At 68.2% G+C, this 16,401-nt stretch carries 17 protein-coding genes; 11 read left to right on the top strand and 6 right to left on the bottom strand.

Annotated features, from left to right (window positions below):
* The first annotated feature begins 68 nt into the window (after window positions 1-68).
* The 5 genes from PM1_RS09210 (at window position 69) to PM1_RS09190 (ending at window position 2,556) form a co-directional block, all read left to right on the top strand.
* Window positions 69-674 (top strand): DUF4388 domain-containing protein, encoded by a 606-nt coding sequence (locus tag PM1_RS09210; RefSeq protein WP_009621610.1) that lies wholly within the window; start codon window positions 69-71, stop codon window positions 672-674.
* Window positions 671-1,225, top strand: coding sequence for a GTP-binding protein (locus tag PM1_RS09205; RefSeq protein WP_009621608.1), 555 nt, complete (start codon window positions 671-673; stop codon window positions 1,223-1,225). Before PM1_RS09210 ends, PM1_RS09205 begins: the two co-directional genes overlap by 4 nt.
* Window positions 1,222-1,590, top strand: a complete 369-nt coding sequence (locus tag PM1_RS09200) for a roadblock/LC7 domain-containing protein (protein ID WP_009621606.1) — start codon at window positions 1,222-1,224, stop codon at window positions 1,588-1,590. Before PM1_RS09205 ends, PM1_RS09200 begins: the two co-directional genes overlap by 4 nt.
* A gap of 10 nt (window positions 1,591-1,600) precedes the next feature.
* The gene (locus PM1_RS09195) at window positions 1,601-2,137 is read left to right on the top strand and encodes a protoglobin domain-containing protein (RefSeq protein ID WP_009621604.1); all 537 of its coding nucleotides are present in this window, start codon (window positions 1,601-1,603) and stop codon (window positions 2,135-2,137) included.
* 176 nt (window positions 2,138-2,313) lie between these two features.
* The gene (locus PM1_RS09190) at window positions 2,314-2,556 is read left to right on the top strand and encodes a hypothetical protein (RefSeq protein ID WP_009621603.1); all 243 of its coding nucleotides are present in this window, start codon (window positions 2,314-2,316) and stop codon (window positions 2,554-2,556) included.
* 672 nt (window positions 2,557-3,228) lie between these two features.
* On the opposite strand, the gene PM1_RS09185 is transcribed toward PM1_RS09190, so the two are convergent.
* Complete coding sequence (locus PM1_RS09185; RefSeq protein WP_009621602.1) at window positions 3,229-4,791, bottom strand: sigma-54-dependent phenylalanine hydroxylase transcriptional regulator PhhR; 1,563 nt, start codon at window positions 4,789-4,791, stop codon at window positions 3,229-3,231.
* 260 nt (window positions 4,792-5,051) lie between these two features.
* Between PM1_RS09185 and phhA the strand changes: the two genes are divergently transcribed.
* From phhA to PM1_RS09170, 3 genes are all read left to right on the top strand, one after another.
* Window positions 5,052-5,840 (top strand): phenylalanine 4-monooxygenase, encoded by a 789-nt coding sequence (phhA, locus tag PM1_RS09180; protein WP_009621601.1) that lies wholly within the window; start codon window positions 5,052-5,054, stop codon window positions 5,838-5,840.
* A 140-nt stretch (window positions 5,841-5,980) separates the two neighbouring features.
* Complete coding sequence (locus PM1_RS09175; protein ID WP_009621600.1) at window positions 5,981-6,337, top strand: 4a-hydroxytetrahydrobiopterin dehydratase; 357 nt, start codon at window positions 5,981-5,983, stop codon at window positions 6,335-6,337.
* On the top strand, window positions 6,334-7,530 hold the full coding sequence (locus tag PM1_RS09170) for an amino acid aminotransferase (protein WP_009621599.1): 1,197 nt from the start codon (window positions 6,334-6,336) through the stop codon (window positions 7,528-7,530). The genes PM1_RS09175 and PM1_RS09170 overlap by 4 nt, the downstream gene beginning before the upstream one ends.
* A 55-nt stretch (window positions 7,531-7,585) precedes the next feature.
* Here the strand turns inward: PM1_RS09170 and PM1_RS09165 are convergent, their stop codons facing one another.
* Complete coding sequence (locus PM1_RS09165; RefSeq protein WP_009621598.1) at window positions 7,586-8,617, bottom strand: AraC family transcriptional regulator; 1,032 nt, start codon at window positions 8,615-8,617, stop codon at window positions 7,586-7,588.
* A gap of 113 nt (window positions 8,618-8,730) precedes the next feature.
* Between PM1_RS09165 and PM1_RS09160 the strand changes: the two genes are divergently transcribed.
* On the top strand, window positions 8,731-9,624 hold the full coding sequence (locus PM1_RS09160) for a TauD/TfdA dioxygenase family protein (RefSeq protein WP_009621597.1): 894 nt from the start codon (window positions 8,731-8,733) through the stop codon (window positions 9,622-9,624).
* Window positions 9,625-9,996: 372 nt separating this feature from the next.
* Here PM1_RS09160 and PM1_RS09155 read toward each other — a convergent pair whose 3' ends face one another.
* On the bottom strand, window positions 9,997-10,899 hold the full coding sequence (locus PM1_RS09155; RefSeq protein WP_009621595.1) for a LysR family transcriptional regulator: 903 nt from the start codon (window positions 10,897-10,899) through the stop codon (window positions 9,997-9,999).
* Window positions 10,900-11,007: 108 nt separating this feature from the next.
* On the opposite strand from PM1_RS09155, the gene PM1_RS09150 reads away from it, so the two are divergent.
* Window positions 11,008-12,078 (top strand): AbrB family transcriptional regulator, encoded by a 1,071-nt coding sequence (locus PM1_RS09150; RefSeq protein WP_009621593.1) that lies wholly within the window; start codon window positions 11,008-11,010, stop codon window positions 12,076-12,078.
* 151 nt (window positions 12,079-12,229) lie between these two features.
* On the opposite strand, the gene arfB is transcribed toward PM1_RS09150, so the two are convergent.
* Window positions 12,230-12,643 carry an alternative ribosome rescue aminoacyl-tRNA hydrolase ArfB gene (arfB, locus tag PM1_RS09145; RefSeq protein WP_009621591.1) on the bottom strand — a complete coding sequence of 138 codons (414 nt, stop codon included), beginning with the start codon at window positions 12,641-12,643 and terminating at the stop codon, window positions 12,230-12,232.
* A gap of 236 nt (window positions 12,644-12,879) precedes the next feature.
* On the opposite strand from arfB, the gene PM1_RS09140 reads away from it, so the two are divergent.
* Window positions 12,880-13,803 carry a hypothetical protein gene (locus PM1_RS09140; protein WP_009621589.1) on the top strand — a complete coding sequence of 308 codons (924 nt, stop codon included), beginning with the start codon at window positions 12,880-12,882 and terminating at the stop codon, window positions 13,801-13,803.
* Between the two features lie 190 nt (window positions 13,804-13,993).
* Here the strand turns inward: PM1_RS09140 and PM1_RS09135 are convergent, their stop codons facing one another.
* Together PM1_RS09135 and PM1_RS09130 are read right to left on the bottom strand one after the other, a co-directional pair.
* Window positions 13,994-14,371 carry an MliC family protein gene (locus PM1_RS09135; RefSeq protein ID WP_009621587.1) on the bottom strand — a complete coding sequence of 126 codons (378 nt, stop codon included), beginning with the start codon at window positions 14,369-14,371 and terminating at the stop codon, window positions 13,994-13,996.
* 102 nt (window positions 14,372-14,473) lie between these two features.
* The gene (locus PM1_RS09130) at window positions 14,474-15,883 is read right to left on the bottom strand and encodes an amino acid permease (protein WP_009621585.1); all 1,410 of its coding nucleotides are present in this window, start codon (window positions 15,881-15,883) and stop codon (window positions 14,474-14,476) included.
* Window positions 15,884-16,401: the final 518 nt, after the last annotated feature.

The raw sequence follows: 16,401 nt of genomic DNA, 5'->3' as shown, positions 1-16,401 counted from the left end.
GCATCACGAATCGCGCACTGACTTCCTACCAGGACAGGGCGCCCAGCCCGCCCTGGAGGACACTTCGTTTGGCAATTTTCGGCAAGCTCTCCGACTTCCCGCTCGCGGAAGTCCTCTCGGTCATCGGCAAGCGCGCAGGCCAGCTGACGCTTGAAGAAGCGGACGGCAGGCGGCTCCGCCTGCGGCTGCAGAACGAACGGCTGCTCGGCCTGAGCCTCGAGCAGCCGATCGGCGAGCCGGGCGAGATCAAGCGCGCCCTGCAATCGATCGGCGACGCAAGCTTTCACTTCGAACCCACGCCGCCCATGGAGGCGAAACCCGGCCAGCACCTACCCATCGACCAGGTGCTCGCCAGCCTGGCGCCCTCGTCCCGGGCGGAGCCGTCGGTGCACCCGGACACGCGCTTCGTGCTGATCCGCGGGCGCACGGTGACGCTGCCGGCCGAGCTCGACGCCTTCCTGGCCAGGGCCATGCCCCTGCTGGCCGAGGGTTGCAGCGCGCGGCAACTGGCCCAGGCGCTGAAGCTGGAAGTCCGCGAGACCTGCGCATCCCTGCAGCACCTGCGGGAGATCAAGAAAATCTGGCCGGTGCGCGCCCACGAGAGCGCCGGTGCATCGACGAAACATGCCAACCCCACCCTCGCCAGCCGTCTGAAGAGGCTCTTCCGCCCATGAACCAGGACAGCGCACCGCCGATCAAGGTCGTCGTCTCCGGGCCCGTGGGCTCGGGCAAGACCACCCTGATCCGCAACCTCTCGCAAATCCCCGTCGTCGACACCGAGGTGCCCAGCAGCGAAGCCATCGGCAAGGCGAACACCACTGTGGCGCTGGACTTCGGCCGGATCACCCTGGGCGCCACCGACATCCATCTGTTCGGCACGCCCGGCCAGGAGCGCTTCAGCTTCATGTGGGAACTGCTCAGCGAAGGCGCCGACGGCCTGGTGCTGATGCTGGCCGCCGATCACCCGGAGCAGTTCGGCCAGGCCCGCAGCATCCTCGAGGCGATCACCAGCGTGCAGCCGGTGCCCTTCATCGTCGCCCTCACCCACTGCGACGCCGACGACCAGGCCTGGGTGCCGGCCGAGGTCGCCGCCTACTTCGACCTGCCACCGCAGCACGTCATCGCCACGGACGCCCGCGACCGGCAGAGCGCCTGCGACGTCCTGGTACAGCTGCTGGCCAACGACGCCCCATCACCCGACCCCCACCACGGAGAAACCCCATGACCCGACAAGAACGCCTGCAAGCCGAACTCGACCGCCTCCGGCAGTCGGTCCCCAGCATCCGCGGGGTGCTGCTCGGCAGCCTGGACGGCATGCCCATCGTCGACGCCATCAGCGACCATGGCATCGAACCGGCGCGCATCGCAGCCATGGCCGCCGCCGCCCTGGGCGTGGGCCGGCGCATCGGCGAAACCCTCAAGAGCGGCGCGATGAAGGAACTGAGCCTGCTGGCGGAAGACGGCCGGGTGTTCATCCACCTGGCCGGCGACAAGGCCTGCCTGGCGATCGTCGCCGCACGCGACAGCAACGTGGGCCTGATCAACCTCGAAGTGGCGGACAGCCTCGCCACCCTCGACAGCATTCTCTGAGGAGCCCCCCATGCATGCAGACCGACTGTCCTGGGCCACCAAGGACGCCGCCATCGTTCACGAACTGATCGCCCTGCTGGACCTGTCCGACAAGGAATGCGCACTGCTCGCAGGCCTCGCCGAACAGGCCAAGGCCATCAGCCCGGCGCTGATCGAAGACTTCTACCAACGCCTGCTGAGCCAGGAGGCCACCCGCGAATTCATCACCGACCAGAAGCGCCTGGGGGAATCCCTGGCCACCTGGTTCTGCGAACTGTTCGGCGGCGTCTACGACGACACCTACGCGCTCAAGCGCCTGAACATCGGCCTGATCCACGTGCGCATCGGCCTGCCGGTGCGCTACCCGCTGGCCATGCTCGACCTGATCGCCCGCTACGGCGAAGAGGTGGCCGGCCAGGCCGGCGCCGAGGCGCTGACGGCCTTCCGCAAGGTCCTGGCGCTGGACGTGGCGACCTTCAACCAGGCCTACGAGAACAACCAGCTGCAGCACCTGGCCGACCTCACCGGCAACGAACGGCTGGCCCGCCGCCTGCTGTCCGGCGGCTGAGCCGGGCGCTACCCTTCGCGGATTCCCCCGACGGACCGCGAGACATGGCCGAGAAAGACCGCGACTAGTACTGGCAGAACCTGAAGAACCCCGGCCAGCCCGGCGAACCACCGCCGCGTCGGCGGCAGTGGTACCTGCGCCGGGCGTTCAAGCACCTGCTGCAACTGGCCCTGCTGGTGGCGCTGGCGATAGGCGCCGGCGCCCTCTGGCAGAACCCTGCCAGCCACCAGTGGGGCGAGGCGCGCTGGCACGCCCTGCTCGGCCGCCTGGGCCTGGAGCGCCCGGCCGACAAGGTCACGGCCCAGCCCATGAAGTACACCGACAGTTCCCGGAGCCTGGCCGAGTGCATCAAGCCGGGGAACCTGATCGACGACGAGGTGCGCGCCTGCGTGAAGGGGCAGCGGGTAAAGACCTGGTGACATCCGCCGGCGGAGTCCGCTCCTACGCGATCCCCATCCACACCATTCCCATGTAGGAGCGCGCCCTGCACGCGATTCGCGGGCAGGGCCCGCTCCTACAGGGAGGCACGGTGCAAAGAGGCAAACCGAGCGGATCTTATTCGCGATCCGGCTGGCGTGTGTCGGTGATCGCGGACGGAGTCCGCTCCTGCCATACCGGCGGGCACGGCTTCTCGTAGGATGGGTTGAGCTTGCGAAACCCATGCGGTTGTGGCGATGGGTATCGCTTCGCTCAACACCATCCTACGGCGGCACGGGACAACCCGTAGGGCGCACAACGCCTACGGCGTTATCCGCCGTTTGACCGACCTCACGGCCAACGGCGGATAACCGCGAACGGTTATCCGCCCTACGGTCGGGCACGGGTGTAGGAGCGGATTCATCCGCGATCGCGGACATGGTCCGCGACACCATGACGTCGAAGTTGCGCTGATGGGTATCGCTTCGCTCAACGCCATCCTACGAAAAGCCGTGCTTCCTGGAACCGTAGGAGCGGACTCATCCGCGATCGCCCTCTCCCCAGCCCTCTCCCGCAAGCGGGAGAGGGCTGTCCGGTGTGGGCGGATAGTCTGGAGTCGGCCGGGAATCCGGGTTCGCGAGCAAGCTCGCTTCTACAGGAGCCGAACCCCGATGTCAGGACTCCCCGCCCTGCCCCAGCCCATGCTGGCGCAGCTTGTTGGCGATGGTGGTGTGCGACACCCCCAGGCGCTTGCCCAGCAGGCGGCTGCTGGGGTGCTCGCGGTAGAGGCGCTCCAGCACCGCGCGTTCGAAGCGGCCGACGATGGCGTCGAGGCCGCCTTCCAGGGAGAAGTCGCCCAGCGGGTGCGGCGCGCCGTAGTCCGGCAGGCGGATGTGCTCGACCTTGATGGTGCCGCCCTCGCACAGCGACACCGCCTGGAACAGCACGTTCTCCAGTTGGCGCACGTTGCCCGGCCAGTGGTAGCGGCCCAGGCGGTCCATGGCCTGGGGCGCCAGCTGCGGCAGCGGGCAGCCGATCTGCCGGCTGGCCTGGTCGAGGAAGTGCTCCACCAGCGGCGTCAGGCCGTCGAGGCATTCGCGCAGCGGCGGGATGTGCAGCGACAGCACGTTGAGGCGGTGGTACAGGTCCTGGCGGAACTCGCCCTTGGCGCACAGCTCGGACAGGTCGACCTGGGTGGCGCAGATCACCCGCACGTCCAGGTACACCTCCTCGTCGCTGCCCACCCGGCGGAAGCAGCCGTCCTGCAGAAAGCGCAGCAGCTTGGCCTGCAGGCGCGGGCTCATCTCGCCGACGCCATCGAGGAACAGGGTGCCGCCGGCGGTCAGCTCCAGCAGGCCGAGCTTGCCTTCCGGGCGCGCGCCCTCGAAGGCGCCGGGGCCGTAGCCGAACAGCTCGGTCTCGGCCATGGATTCCGGCAGCCCGGCGCAGTTCAGCGCCATGAATGGCGCCTGGCCGCGCGGGCTGGCCAGGTGGCAGGCGCGGGCCAGCAGTTCCTTGCCGGTGCCGGTCTCGCCCTCGATCAGCAGCGGCGCGTCCAGCGGCGCCATGCGCCTGGCCTCGCGCACCACTGCGGCCATCACCCGCGAGCTCTGGAAGATGCTGTCGAAGCCACGCAGCTCGTGCTTGCGCACGTTGTAGATGCGCTCGCCCACGCGGTCGGCGCGGTGCAGGGTGAGCACGGCGCCGGCCAGGGCCTCGCTTTCGTCGTGTTCGGATTGCAGCGGGGCGATGTCGGCGAGGAACACGTCGCCCTTGATCTTCACCCGCAGGCCGTTGATCCGCGCCTTGTTGGCGCGCACCAGTTCCGGCAGGTCGAGGTCCTCGGCGTAGCGCGCCAGGGGAATGCCCGGCACCTCGTCGACGCGCACCCCGAGCAGCTGCGCGGCGGCGCGGTTGCCGGCGACTATCTGCCCGGCCATGTCGATGGACAGCACCGGGAAGTCCAGCGCCGCCAGCAATGCGTTGAGCTCCAGGTGGCGGCGCTCGCTGGGCATCAGGCCGACGCGCTTGACGCCGAACACCCCGGGAATGACCTCCAGCTTGGGCTTGAGCGACTGGAACTGCAGGTTGATCAGGTTCGGGCAGAGCAGGTAGATGGCGTTGCCCTGCTCGCCGCCGACCTCGCCGCGGTTGACGTTGATGCCGTAGTCGACCAGCAGGTTGAGGATGTCGCGCAGGATGCCGACGCGGTTCTGGCAGTGGACTTTGATACGCATGGCGAGCCCGGAGATTGTCGTTGTGCGGGGCGGCGCCCGGCCGGATTTCGCCGGCGAGGCGGAAATTTCCGTCAAGAATATGTGACAGAAGACGCCAGCAGCAAGCCGATGACGCGCGATTCGGCGCCAAACGTAATCTTTTCTTTACAGGCGAAAGGGATTTGCAGTGCGCGCCTAGGACGCCCGGGGGCTGCATGGGCACGCCGATGCGGTTATTGATGAGGCATCAAAACAACAAAGGCCTCGAAGCCGGAGGACCCATGAAGACAACGCAGTACGTGGCCCGCCAACCTGACGAAGACGGTTTCATCCACTACCCCGAAACCGAGCACCAGGTCTGGAACACCCTGATCACCCGCCAGCTCAAGGTGATCGAAGGCCGCGCCTGCCAGGAATACCTGGACGGCATCGAGCAGCTCGCCCTGCCCCACGAGCGCATCCCGCAACTGGGCGAGATCAACCAGGTGCTCCAGGCCACCACCGGCTGGCGCGTGGCCCGCGTCCCGGCGCTGATCCCCTTCCAGACCTTCTTCGAATTGCTGGCCAGCCAGCAGTTCCCGGTGGCCACTTTCATCCGCACCCCGGAGGAGCTGGACTACCTGCAGGAGCCGGACATCTTCCACGAAATCTTCGGCCACTGCCCGCTGCTGACCAACCCCTGGTTCGCCGAATTCACCCACACCTACGGCAAGCTCGGCCTGGCCGCCAGCAAGGAAGAACGCGTGTACCTGGCGCGGCTGTACTGGATGACCATCGAGTTCGGCCTGCTCGACACCCCGCAGGGCCGGCGCATCTACGGCGGCGGCATCCTCTCCTCGCCGAAGGAGACCGTCTACAGCCTCTCCGGCGAGCCCGAGCACCAGGCCTTCGACCCCGTGGAGGCCATGCGCACGCCCTACCGCATCGACATCCTGCAGCCGCTGTACTTCGTGCTGCCGGAGCTCAAGCGCCTGTTCGAACTGGCCCACCAGGACATCATGGCGCTGGTCCGCCAGGCCATGCAGCTGGGCCTGCACGCACCCAAGTTCCCGCCGAAGCAGGCGGCCTGAACCCCGAGGCCTGCCCGACATCTTTTCGTAGGAGCGAGCTTGCTCGCGAACAAACGCAGTGCCATGCGGTTCGCAAGCAAGCTCGCCTCTACAGTCCTAAGATCAATGTCTTGCGTGACGAACCCTACAAGGAGAACCCCATGACCGCCCTCAACCAAGCCCATTGCGAAGCCTGCCGCGCCGACGCGCCCCACGTCTCCGACGAGGAACTGGCGACCCTGATCAAGCAGATTCCGGACTGGAACATCGAGGTCCGCGACGGCCACATGGAGCTGGAGCGCGTGTACCTGTTCAAGAACTTCCGCCACGCCCTGGCCTTCACCAACGCCGTCGGCGCCATCGCCGAGGAAGAAGGCCACCACCCGGACCTGCTCACCCAGTGGGGCAAGGTCACCGTCACCTGGTGGAGCCACGAGCTCAAGGGCCTGCACCGCAACGACTTCATCATGGCCGCGCGCACCGACGAGCTGGCCAAGGTCGCCGAAGGCCGCAAATGAACCACTTCGCCCCCATCCCGCGCGTGCCGGGCGACCCCATCCTGGGGCTGCTCGACGCCTACCGTGCCGACCCCAACCCGGCCAAGCTGGACCTGGGCGTGGGTGTCTACAAGGACGCCCAGGGCCTGACGCCGATCCCCCGCGCAGTGAAGCTGGCCGAGCAGCGCCTGGTGGAGCACGAGACCACCAAGAGCTACGTCGGCGGCCACGGCGATGCGCTGTTCGCCGCGCGCCTGTGCGAGCTGGTGCTGGGCAGCGACTCGCCGCTGCTGGCCAGCCAGCGCGCCGACGCCAGCCAGACGCCCGGCGGCACCGGCGCCCTGCGCCTGGCCGCGGACTTCATCGCCCGCTGCCTGCCCGGCCGCGGCATCTGGGTCAGCGACCCAACCTGGCCGATCCACGAGACGCTGTTCGCCGCCGCCGGCCTGAAGGTGCACCACTACCCCTACGTCGGCGCCGACAACCACCTCGACGTGGAAGGCATGCTCGCCACCCTGGAAAAGGTGCCCCACGGCGACGTGGTGCTGCTGCACGCCTGCTGCCACAACCCCAGCGGCTTCGACCTGGCCTACAACGACTGGCAGAAGGTGCTGGAAGTGGTGCGCCGCCGCGAACTGCTGCCGCTGATCGACTTCGCCTACCAGGGCTTCGGCGACGGCCTGGAGGAGGATGCCCGCGCCGTGCGGCTGTTCGCCGAGAGCCTGCCGGAGCTGCTGGTGACCAGTTCCTGCTCGAAGAACTTTGGCCTCTACCGCGACCGCGTCGGCGCGCTGATCGTCTGTGCCGCCAACGCCGAGCAACTGGGCAACGTGCGCAGCCAGTTGGCCAGTCTGGCGCGCAACCTCTGGTCCACGCCGCCGGCCCATGGCGCCGAGGTGGTGGCGACCATCCTCGGCGACCGCGACCTCAAGCAGGTCTGGCTGGAGGAAGTCACCGCCATGCGCACGCGCATCGCCGGGCTGCGCCTGGGCCTGGTCGAGGCGCTGCAGCCCCACGGCCTGGCCGAGCGCTTCGCGCACATCGCCATCCAGCGCGGCATGTTCTCCTACACCGGCCTGAGCCCGGACCAGGTGCGCCGCCTGCGCGAGGAACACAGCGTGTACATGGTCGGCAGCGGCCGCGCCAATGTCGCCGGGCTGGACGCCAGCCGCCTGGACGACCTGGCCAGGGCCATCGCCGCGGTCTGCGCCTGAAAACTATTTCCACCCTCGCTCGACCGGCCGCTGGCCGGTCTTTTTTTGCCCGCGTTCAGCGCGGCGACAGCGGCCCGGCCTGGCGCTTCCAGCGCCCCGGGGTGGTCCCGGTCCAGCGCTGGAAGGCCCGGCAGAAGCTGGCCGCCTCGGCATAACCCAGGCACTGGGCGACGCCGTTCAGGTCCATGCGCGACTCCAACAGCAGGCGCTCGGCCAGGCGCAGGCGGATGCCGTCGCTCAGCGGCTGGAAGCGTTGCCCCTCGGCGGCCAGGCGGCGCTGCAGGGTGCGTTCGGAAAGCCCCAGGCGCTGCGCCACCTCGCGGCAGCCCGGCAGGCTCGCGGCATCGCGCACCAGCAGGCGCTGCACCGCCCGCGCGGTAGGCGTGGCGGCCAGGGGCAGCGCCAGTTCTTCGCAGAGCTTCTCGCACAGTTGCTCGCCGCTGCTGCGGCTGTCCGGGTTGGCCTGCGGCAGGCTGGCCTCCAGGTCAGCGCGGGCGAACAGCAGGGCATTGCGCGGGGCGCCGAAGCGCACCGGGTACGGCCAGGCGCGGGCGTAGGCGTCGAGGTCGGCCGGCGCCTCGGCGCGCAGCTCCAATGCCAGCGGCTGCACCGGGCGCTGCAGCAGTTCGCCGGCCAGTTGCAGGCAACCGGCGATGCCGCGCTCCACCACGAAGGCGCGGGCGTCCGGCGGCAGCACCTGGTCGTCGAAGATCATCCAGTGCCCGCGCAGCTCGGCCTCGCGGCTCACCGGGCACAGCGTCAGGGCCAGGCTCTGGTAGCGGCCGAAGGTCTCGAAGGCCTCCCGCAGGCTGCGGCAGGCGAGCATGGTGAAGCCCAGCAGCCCCAGTGAGGTGAGGTGGTAGCGGCGCCCGGCGGCGAAGCCCAGGCCGGGGCGGGCGCCCTGTTGCAGCAGGTTGCGGATCACCGCCAGCTCCTGCCAGGCCTGGATCTGCGCATGGCGTCCGCTGAGTTCGCGCGGCTCGATGGCGCTGCCCACCAGGCAGGCCTCCGCGGCCAGGCCCTCGCTGCGGGCGCAGTCGAGCAGGTGGCGCACGCCGGTGATGTCACGGGTCTGTCGCCAGTCCATGGGGCCTCCTGCAAGTGGCGGGAATCATCAATTTCTGGCGCCGATCATCATGGCGCAAGTGCGCCGCGGCGACCATCCTCAACAGGCCGACAACACCAACAAGAGGGCACCCCATGTTCGAGTTCTTCTACGCCTTGCCGAGCCAGAACCGCGCCGCCAGCTACCGTCACTTCCAGATCGTCCCGGCCACCGGCGCCATCGGCGCGGACGTCAGCGGCGTCGACCTGCGCAGCCTGGGCGAGGAAGGCTTCGCCGAACTGCGCCAGGCATTGCTGGCGCACAAGGTGTTGTTCATCCGCGGGCAGTCGCTGGGCGTCGAGGACCTGGAGGCGGTCACCCTGCGCTTCGGCGAATTCGGCCGCGAACCCTACGTGCAGGGCCTGCCCGAGCATCCCCACGTGGTGCGGGTGGTCAAGGAAGCCGACGAGAAGACGCCGGTGGTGTTCGGCGGCGCCTGGCACAGCGACTGGTCGTTCCAGGAACGCCCGCCGGCCTTCACCCTGCTCTACGGCCACGACATCCCGCCGTTCGGCGGCGACACCCTCTACGCCAACCTGGCGCTGGCCTACGAATGGCTGTCGCCCAAGCTGCGCGCGCAGCTGGAGAGCCTGGACGCCATCCACAGCCCGGAACGCGCCTACGGCGCCGAGGCCAAGCACAACGACCTGATGGAGAACATGGCGGTGCGCTACGGCAACGCCGACGGCGAGACCCGCTCGCACCCGCTGGTGACGCGCCACCCGGAGACCGGCAAGAAGATACTCTTCGTCAACCCGGCCTACACCAGCGGCATCAAGGGCATGCGCCCGGCCGAAGCGCAGCCGCTGCTGGACTACCTCTACGGCATCGCCACCCAGCCGGCCTTCACCTGCCGCATGCGCTGGAGCCAGGGCACCCTGGCGATCTGGGACAACCGCAGCACCTGGCACTACCCGGTGTCGGACTACCATGGGATGCGGCGTGAGATGTATCGGACTACGGTGGTGGGGGAAGTGCCGAGTCGCTAAGAGACGGCTGCTTTTCTGCTTTTCTGCTTTTCTGCTTTTCTGCTTTTCTGCTTTTCTGCTTTTCTGCTTTTCGTAGGAGCGAGCTTGCTCGCGAAGAGTGTTTCCCGGTAGCTACGGTGTTTACGGTGAACTCCGCCCCCTCTCCCCGGCCCTCGGCTGCGCGCCCCGCCCTGAAGGGAGAGGGGGCTAGTCCGTGCCGAGAAAAGGAATAGTTTCAGCCGAAAACCTTCGGTGCTGCCGGCTGACTCAGGAATACCCACGTACTCCGAACGGTCCCCTCTCCCTTCAGGGAGAGGGTTAGGGAGAGGGAACAGAGGTGAGCCCGGCAGCGGAGTCACCGGGGAGCTTGCTCGCTCCTACGAAAAGCCCAGCTCACTCCCCCGCAAACCTCTGCGCATGCTCCCGCAACATCCCCCGCAACAACTGCGCCGCCGGCGACAGATAGGCCCCCTCCCGCACCGCCAGGCCCATGGTGCGCGTCAGGGTGGTTTCCGCCAGCTTCACCTCGCGCAACTGGCTCATCCCATGCAGCCCGCCGTCCAGCGTTTCGCGGGCAACGAAGCTGAGCAGCCGGGTGCGGGCGATCAGGTTGGGCAGCATGGGAATGGCGTTGGTCTCGATCTGCACCCGCGGCGGCGGCAGGCCGTGGGCCTGGAAGGTGGCGTCCATCCAGCGCCGCGACGACACGCTGGGCGCCGGCAGCACCCAGCGGTATCGACAGAGGTCGGCGATGGCCACCGGGCCGTCGAACAGCGGGTGCTCGCGGCTGGCCACCACCACCACCTGGTCCTGCAGCAGCGGCTCGCTGACCAGGTGCGCGTCGTCGAGGATGCGCGAGCAGATCGCCATGTCCAGGCGTCCGCCGCGCAGGGCCTCGCGCAATACGTCGTCCTGGCCCAGGGACAGGCTGATGGTCACCTCCGGGGCACGCCGCAACAGTTCCTCCACCAGCGGCGGCAGCAGGTACTCGGCCATGGTCGCGGCGCAGCCCAGGCGGATGTTGCCCACCAGGCCGCTGGCGAAGTCGCGCACCTCGCGGCGCGTCTCCTCGATGTCCTGGCGCAGCTGGCGGGCGCGCTGCAGCATCAGCTCGCCGGCCGGGGTCAGGCGGATGCGCCGGCCCTCGCGCTGGAACAGGCTGGTGCCCAGGGACTGCTCCAGGCGCTGGATGCTCTTGGTCAGCGCCGGCTGGCTGCGCCCCAGGCGGTCCGCCGCGCGGCCCAGGTGGCCGAGCTCGGCGATGGTTTCGAAATAGGCGAGATCGCGCAGGTCCATGGCGGCCACCGATAGATTTCAGGAATGAATTCATGACTATTAGAAAATGGACTTGATGGATTGCGCTATCGATAATTTTCCCCGTTGTCCGCAGTCGGGAGCCTTCGCGTGTCCAGCCCTCCAGCCCAGAGCCTCAGCCGTATCCCCGCCAGCCTGCAGTGGCCGGCCCTGATCCTGGCGGCCGGCGGCGCCGGGCAGCTGCTCGCCTGGCTGGGCATCCCCGCCGCGCTGTTCCTCGGCCCCATGCTGGTGGCCATCGCCTTCGGCGTCGGCGGCGCCGGCATCCGCCTGCCGCGCCAGGCCTTCCGCCTCAGCCAGGGCTGCATCGGCCTGCTGGTGGCCCACGCCATCAACTGGTCGGTGCTGCAGGCCATGGCCGCGTCCTGGCCGCTGATGCTCTGCGCCACCCTGCTCACCCTGCTGCTCAGCGCCCTGGTCAGCTACGCCATGGTGCGCTTCGGCGGCATCCCCGGCAGCACCGCCGCCTGGGGCACCGCGCCCGGCGGCGCGGCGGCCATGGTGGCGATGGCCGAATCCCACGGCGCCGATCCGCGGGTGGTGGCGACCATGCAGTACGTGCGGGTGGTCTGCGTGGTCATGGCCGGCGCCCTGGTCGGCCGCCTGCTGGGCCTGGAAGGCGGCGGCTCGGCGGCCCACAGCACGCCGCTGAACGACGCCGGCCACCTGCCCGACCTGGTCAACTGCCTGCTGCTGATCTTCGTCGGCGTCAGCCTGGGCGCGCGCCTGCCGGCCGGCCCGCTGCTGGTGCCGCTGGTGGCCGGCGCCGCGCTGCAACTGGGCGGGCTGCTGCAGATCGCCCTGCCGCACTGGCTGCTGGTGCTGGCCTACGGGGTGATCGGCTGCTACATCGGCCTGCGCTTCGACCGCGCCAGCCTGGCCTACGTCGGCCGCCACCTGCCGGCCATGCTGGTCAGCGCCCTCGGCCTGATCCTCAGCTGCGCGCTCTTCGCCTGGGCCCTGGCGGCCGTCACCGGCATGGACTTCCTGTCCCTCTACCTGGCCACCAGCCCCGGCGGCCTGGACGCCATGGCGATCATCGCGGTGGATACCCACTCCGACGTCGGCCTGGTGCTGGCCATGCAGACCCTGCGGCTGTTCGTGGTGCTGTTCAGCGGCGTGTCCATCGCCCGCCTGGTGATCCGTCTTAGCCACGCCTGAAGTGCGGCGCCTTGTGCGCGCGGCCTGGGCCGCCGCGGTGGAAGGTTCACGCCAGATATCCCAGGCTCCGTAGGATGGCGTTGAGCGCAGCGATACCCATCGATGGGAGTCGCTTCGCTCGTCCCCTCCTGCGCAGAGCCGGCAGCCCCTTTCAGTAATCCACCTTGCCGCGCCCGGCCTTGATCGCCCCGCGCTTGCTCTTGCCCTCCAGGCGGCGGGTCTTGGAGCCGAGGGTCGGCCGCGTCGGCTTGCGCTTCTTTTGCACCGTGGCCGCCGAGCGGATCAGCTCGGCCAGGCGCTCCAGCGCATCCTCGCGATTCTGCTCCTGGGTGCGGTACTGCTGGGCCTTGATCACCACCACGCCGTCGCCGCTGATGCGCTGGTCGCTCAGCGCCAGCAGGCGCTCCTTGTAGAAATCCGGCAGCGACGAGGCGCGGATGTCGAAGCGCAGGTGCACCGCGCTGGACACCTTGTTGACGTTCTGCCCGCCGGCGCCCTGGGCGCGGATGGCGCTCAGCTCGATTTCGGCGTCGGGGATCTGCACGGCGTTGGAGATGACGAGCATGGCGGGGAATTCGGACGGAGGGAAAGCACAGCATAACGCGCAATCGCCAGCAGGCACAGAACGCGGCCCGGCGCGGCGCAAGGCCGATTCCTGACTCGCGGATCAATTTTTGAATACACTTGTGTATACAAAAATCTCTTGCAATGAATCCAACAGACCTTTAGAACCGTCCCTGTCCGGCCGCGGGCAGTCACGCGGCAACCGGCCCCATAACAACAACAAGATCGAGGTGCAGCATGTTCCGCCCGGTATCCTCCGTGCCGGCGCCCAGCGCCGTCCGCCAACCCCCGCGTACGCCCCGCCGCCTGAGCACCGGCAGCCGTATCGCCCTGAGCGCCGCCCTGCTGGCCGGCCTCCCCCTGGACGCGGCCTTCGCCGACGACGACCGCTTCTTCGAGTGGACCAGCAACACGCTGGGCTTCCGCTACGGCCAGCAGTTCACCAACCCGAACAACCCGGACAAGTTCGCCAAGCGCATCTACAGCTTCAGCCACGCCGACGGCTATCGCTACGGCAGCAACTTCTTCCATCTGGACGTGTTCCTCTCCGACAGCCGCGACCCGCGCAAGGGCACCGACCACGGCGGCAGCGAGGTCTACGCGGTGTACCGCCACCAGCTGTACGCCTCGCGGGTGTTCGACGTGCCGCTGGGCAAGGGCCTGGTGAAGGACCATGCGCTGACTTTCGGCTTCGACGCCAGCCGCAACAACAACCTGGCCTCGGCGAAGAAGCGCGCCCTGGTGATAGGCCCCACGGTGAAGTTCAACGGCGCCGGCGTGCTCGACCTGAGCCTGCTGTACTACCGCGAGAAGAACCACTTCGGCGTGCCCGGCGCAAAGCACCCGGACCACACCTTCGATGGCACCTACATGCTCAACCTGACCTGGCTGAAACCCTTCCAGCTCGGCGAGCGCATGGCCAAATTCCAGGGCTTCCTCAACCACGTCGGCGAGAAGGGCGAGGACTACAACGACAAGGACACCGCCGCCGAGACGCTGGTGCGCACCTCGCTGATGGTGGCGGCCCTGCCCGGCGCCAGGCGCCAGCCGAACCTCTGGCTCGGCGTGGGCTACGAGTACTGGCACAACAAGTTCGGCGTGGACGGCGGCACCGGCAGCCGCACCTCGACGCCGACGGTGAACCTGGAGTTCAGTTTCTGAGGTTCGGGCCTCGGTACGGGTACGGCTTCTCGTAGGAGCGAGCCCCGTAGGATGGGTTGAGCGAAGCGATACCCATCACCAATGCCCGCATGGGTTTCGCAGGCTCAACCCATCCTACGAAAGCACCTCGGCGCAGCTCTCACCAATGAAAAAGCCCGGCGCAGACCGGGCTTTCTTCATCGCGACGAACTCAGCGCTCCTTGCAGGAAACCCCGTCGGCGGGCTCGCCGCCCTTCCAGTCCTTGTACAGGGTGGCTTCCTCGCCCTTGGTCCACCAGATGTACTGGCCGGCGGCGTACTTGGCGCCTGAGGCCGAGATGACGTTGGCGAACACCAGGCTGGCGCTATCGCTCACCGGCACCACCGCCAGGTGGTTGTCGCCCTTGTTCAGGTACTGGACGCTGAACTTGCGGCCGTCGTCGCACTTGTAGTCGACGCTGCGCGAATCCAGCTTGGCGTCGCCGGGCAGGACCAGCGCGTCCACCGGCGGCGCCTTCTTCTCCTCGCCGCCACAGGCGACCAGCAGCACGGGAACGGCGGCGGCCAGCAGCCAGAATGCTTTTTTCATGGGTGTCCCTCTGACGAAAAATGGCCAGGACACTCTAGCCAAGGTTCGCTGCCGGCGGCAACGCCGCGCGCCCCGGCGAAAAGTCGGGCGCGCGGCTCGCCCTCACTCGGCCAGTGCCAGCACCGGCTGCGCGGCGCGCGAGCGCTTGAGGCGGTAGCAGGCGAACATCACCAGCAGCCACAGCGGGATCACGTACACCGAGACCTGGATGCCCGGGATCATCGCCATCACCCCGAGGATGAACACCACGAAGGCCAGGCACAGCCAGTTGCCGTAGGGGTAGAAGATGGCGCGGAAGGCGGTGCGCACGCCGTCGCGGTCCATGCGCTGGCGGAACTTCAGGTGCGCGTAGCTGATCATCGCCCAGTTGATCACCAGCGCCGCCACCACCAGGGACATCAGCAGCTCCAGCGCCTGGTGCGGGATCACGTAGTTGACCACCACCGCGAGGAAGGTCACCAGCGCCGACACCAGCAGCGCACGCACCGGCACGCCGCGCTTGTCCACCTTCGCCAGGGCGCGGGGCGCGTCGCCCTGCTCGGCCAGGCCGACCAGCATGCGGCCGTTGCAGTAGGTGCCGCTGTTGTAGACCGACAGCGCCGCGGTGAGCACCACGAAGTTGAGGATGTGCGCGGCGGTGTCGCTGCCCAGCAGCGAGAACACTTTCACGAAGGGGCTGCCGCTGTAGTCGTCGCCGGCCGCGCTGATGCTCTGCAGCAGGCTGTCCCAGGGCGTCAGCGCGAGCAGCACGGCCAGGGCGCCGACGTAGAAGATCAGGATGCGCCAGAGCACCTGGTTGATCGCCTTGGGGATCACCGTCTTCGGCTGGTCGGCCTCGGCGGCGGTGAAGCCGAGCATCTCCAGGCCGCCGAAAGAGAACATGATGAAGGCCATGGCCATCACCAGCCCGCTGGCGCCGTTGGGGAAGAAGCCACCGTGGCTCCACAGGTTGCTCACGCTCGCCTGCTCGCCGCCGTGGCCGGAGAACAGCAGCCAGCAGCCGAGCAAGATCATGCCGACCACGGCGCTGACCTTGATCATCGCGAACCAGAACTCGGCCTCGCCGAACAGCTTGACGTTGGCCAGGTTGATGAGGTTGACCAGCACGAAGAACACGGCGGCGCTGGCCCAGGTGGGCACGTCCGGCCACCAGTAGTGCACGTACTTGCCCACCGCGGTGAGTTCGGACATGCCGACCAGGATGTACAGCACCCAGCAGTTCCAGCCGGAGAGGAAGCCGGCGAAACCGCTCCAGTACTTGTGGGCGAAGTGGCTGAAGGAGCCGGCCACCGGCTCTTCGACGATCATCTCGCCGAGCTGGCGCATGATCAGGAAGGCGATCACCCCGGCGATGGCGTAGCCGAGCAGCATGGACGGCCCGGCCGACTTGAGCACCCCGGCCGAGCCGAGGAACAGGCCGGTGCCGATGGCGCCGCCGAGGGCGATCAGCTGGATGTGGCGATTCTTCAGGCCGCGCTGCAACTGGCCTGCGTGCTGGGTATCACGCGTCATTGCGTCACCTTTTGTTGTTATCTGTGACGGATCGGGCCCCGCGGTTCGTGGCCGCGCGGCATGCAAGGCGCATCGCGCCGCGACGAATTGCCGCCGGGCGCGGGGCAGGCGCCATATCAGCGGCTGCGGTCGCGGCGAACAAGTCCGCAACCCTTGTGGGAAAGCGCCTGGCCAGCGTCGCGGGCGGCAGCTTTTCGTTACAGCCATGGCGGGCTGCGCAGTGCGTCGGCGGCCGCGTAAAGCCTTCGTTACACAGCGGTTCGTCAGGTTTCCAGGGTAGATGCACGGCGCTACACCGCTGTGGGGTGGTGGCGTAGGGCGGATAACCGTTTGCGGTTATCCGCCGTCGAACCCGAGAGCCATGTTCTTGCTTGCGAAGGAGCCCCACAGTGGAGAGTGTTCGCGAGCAAGCTCGCTCCTACGAGAAGCCATGCTCGCCTGCAACGGAGCGGACCTTGTCCGCGATAGCCGGGGGTATCGGCGCGATTCGCGGATGAGATCCGCTCCTACGCTGCCCC

Source organism: Pseudomonas sp. M1 (genome assembly GCF_022760135.1).
Classification (GTDB): Bacteria; Pseudomonadota; Gammaproteobacteria; order Pseudomonadales; family Pseudomonadaceae; genus Pseudomonas; species Pseudomonas citronellolis.
Note: the sequence above shows the minus strand (reverse complement) of the source record. Positions and strands in the feature narration are given on the sequence as shown.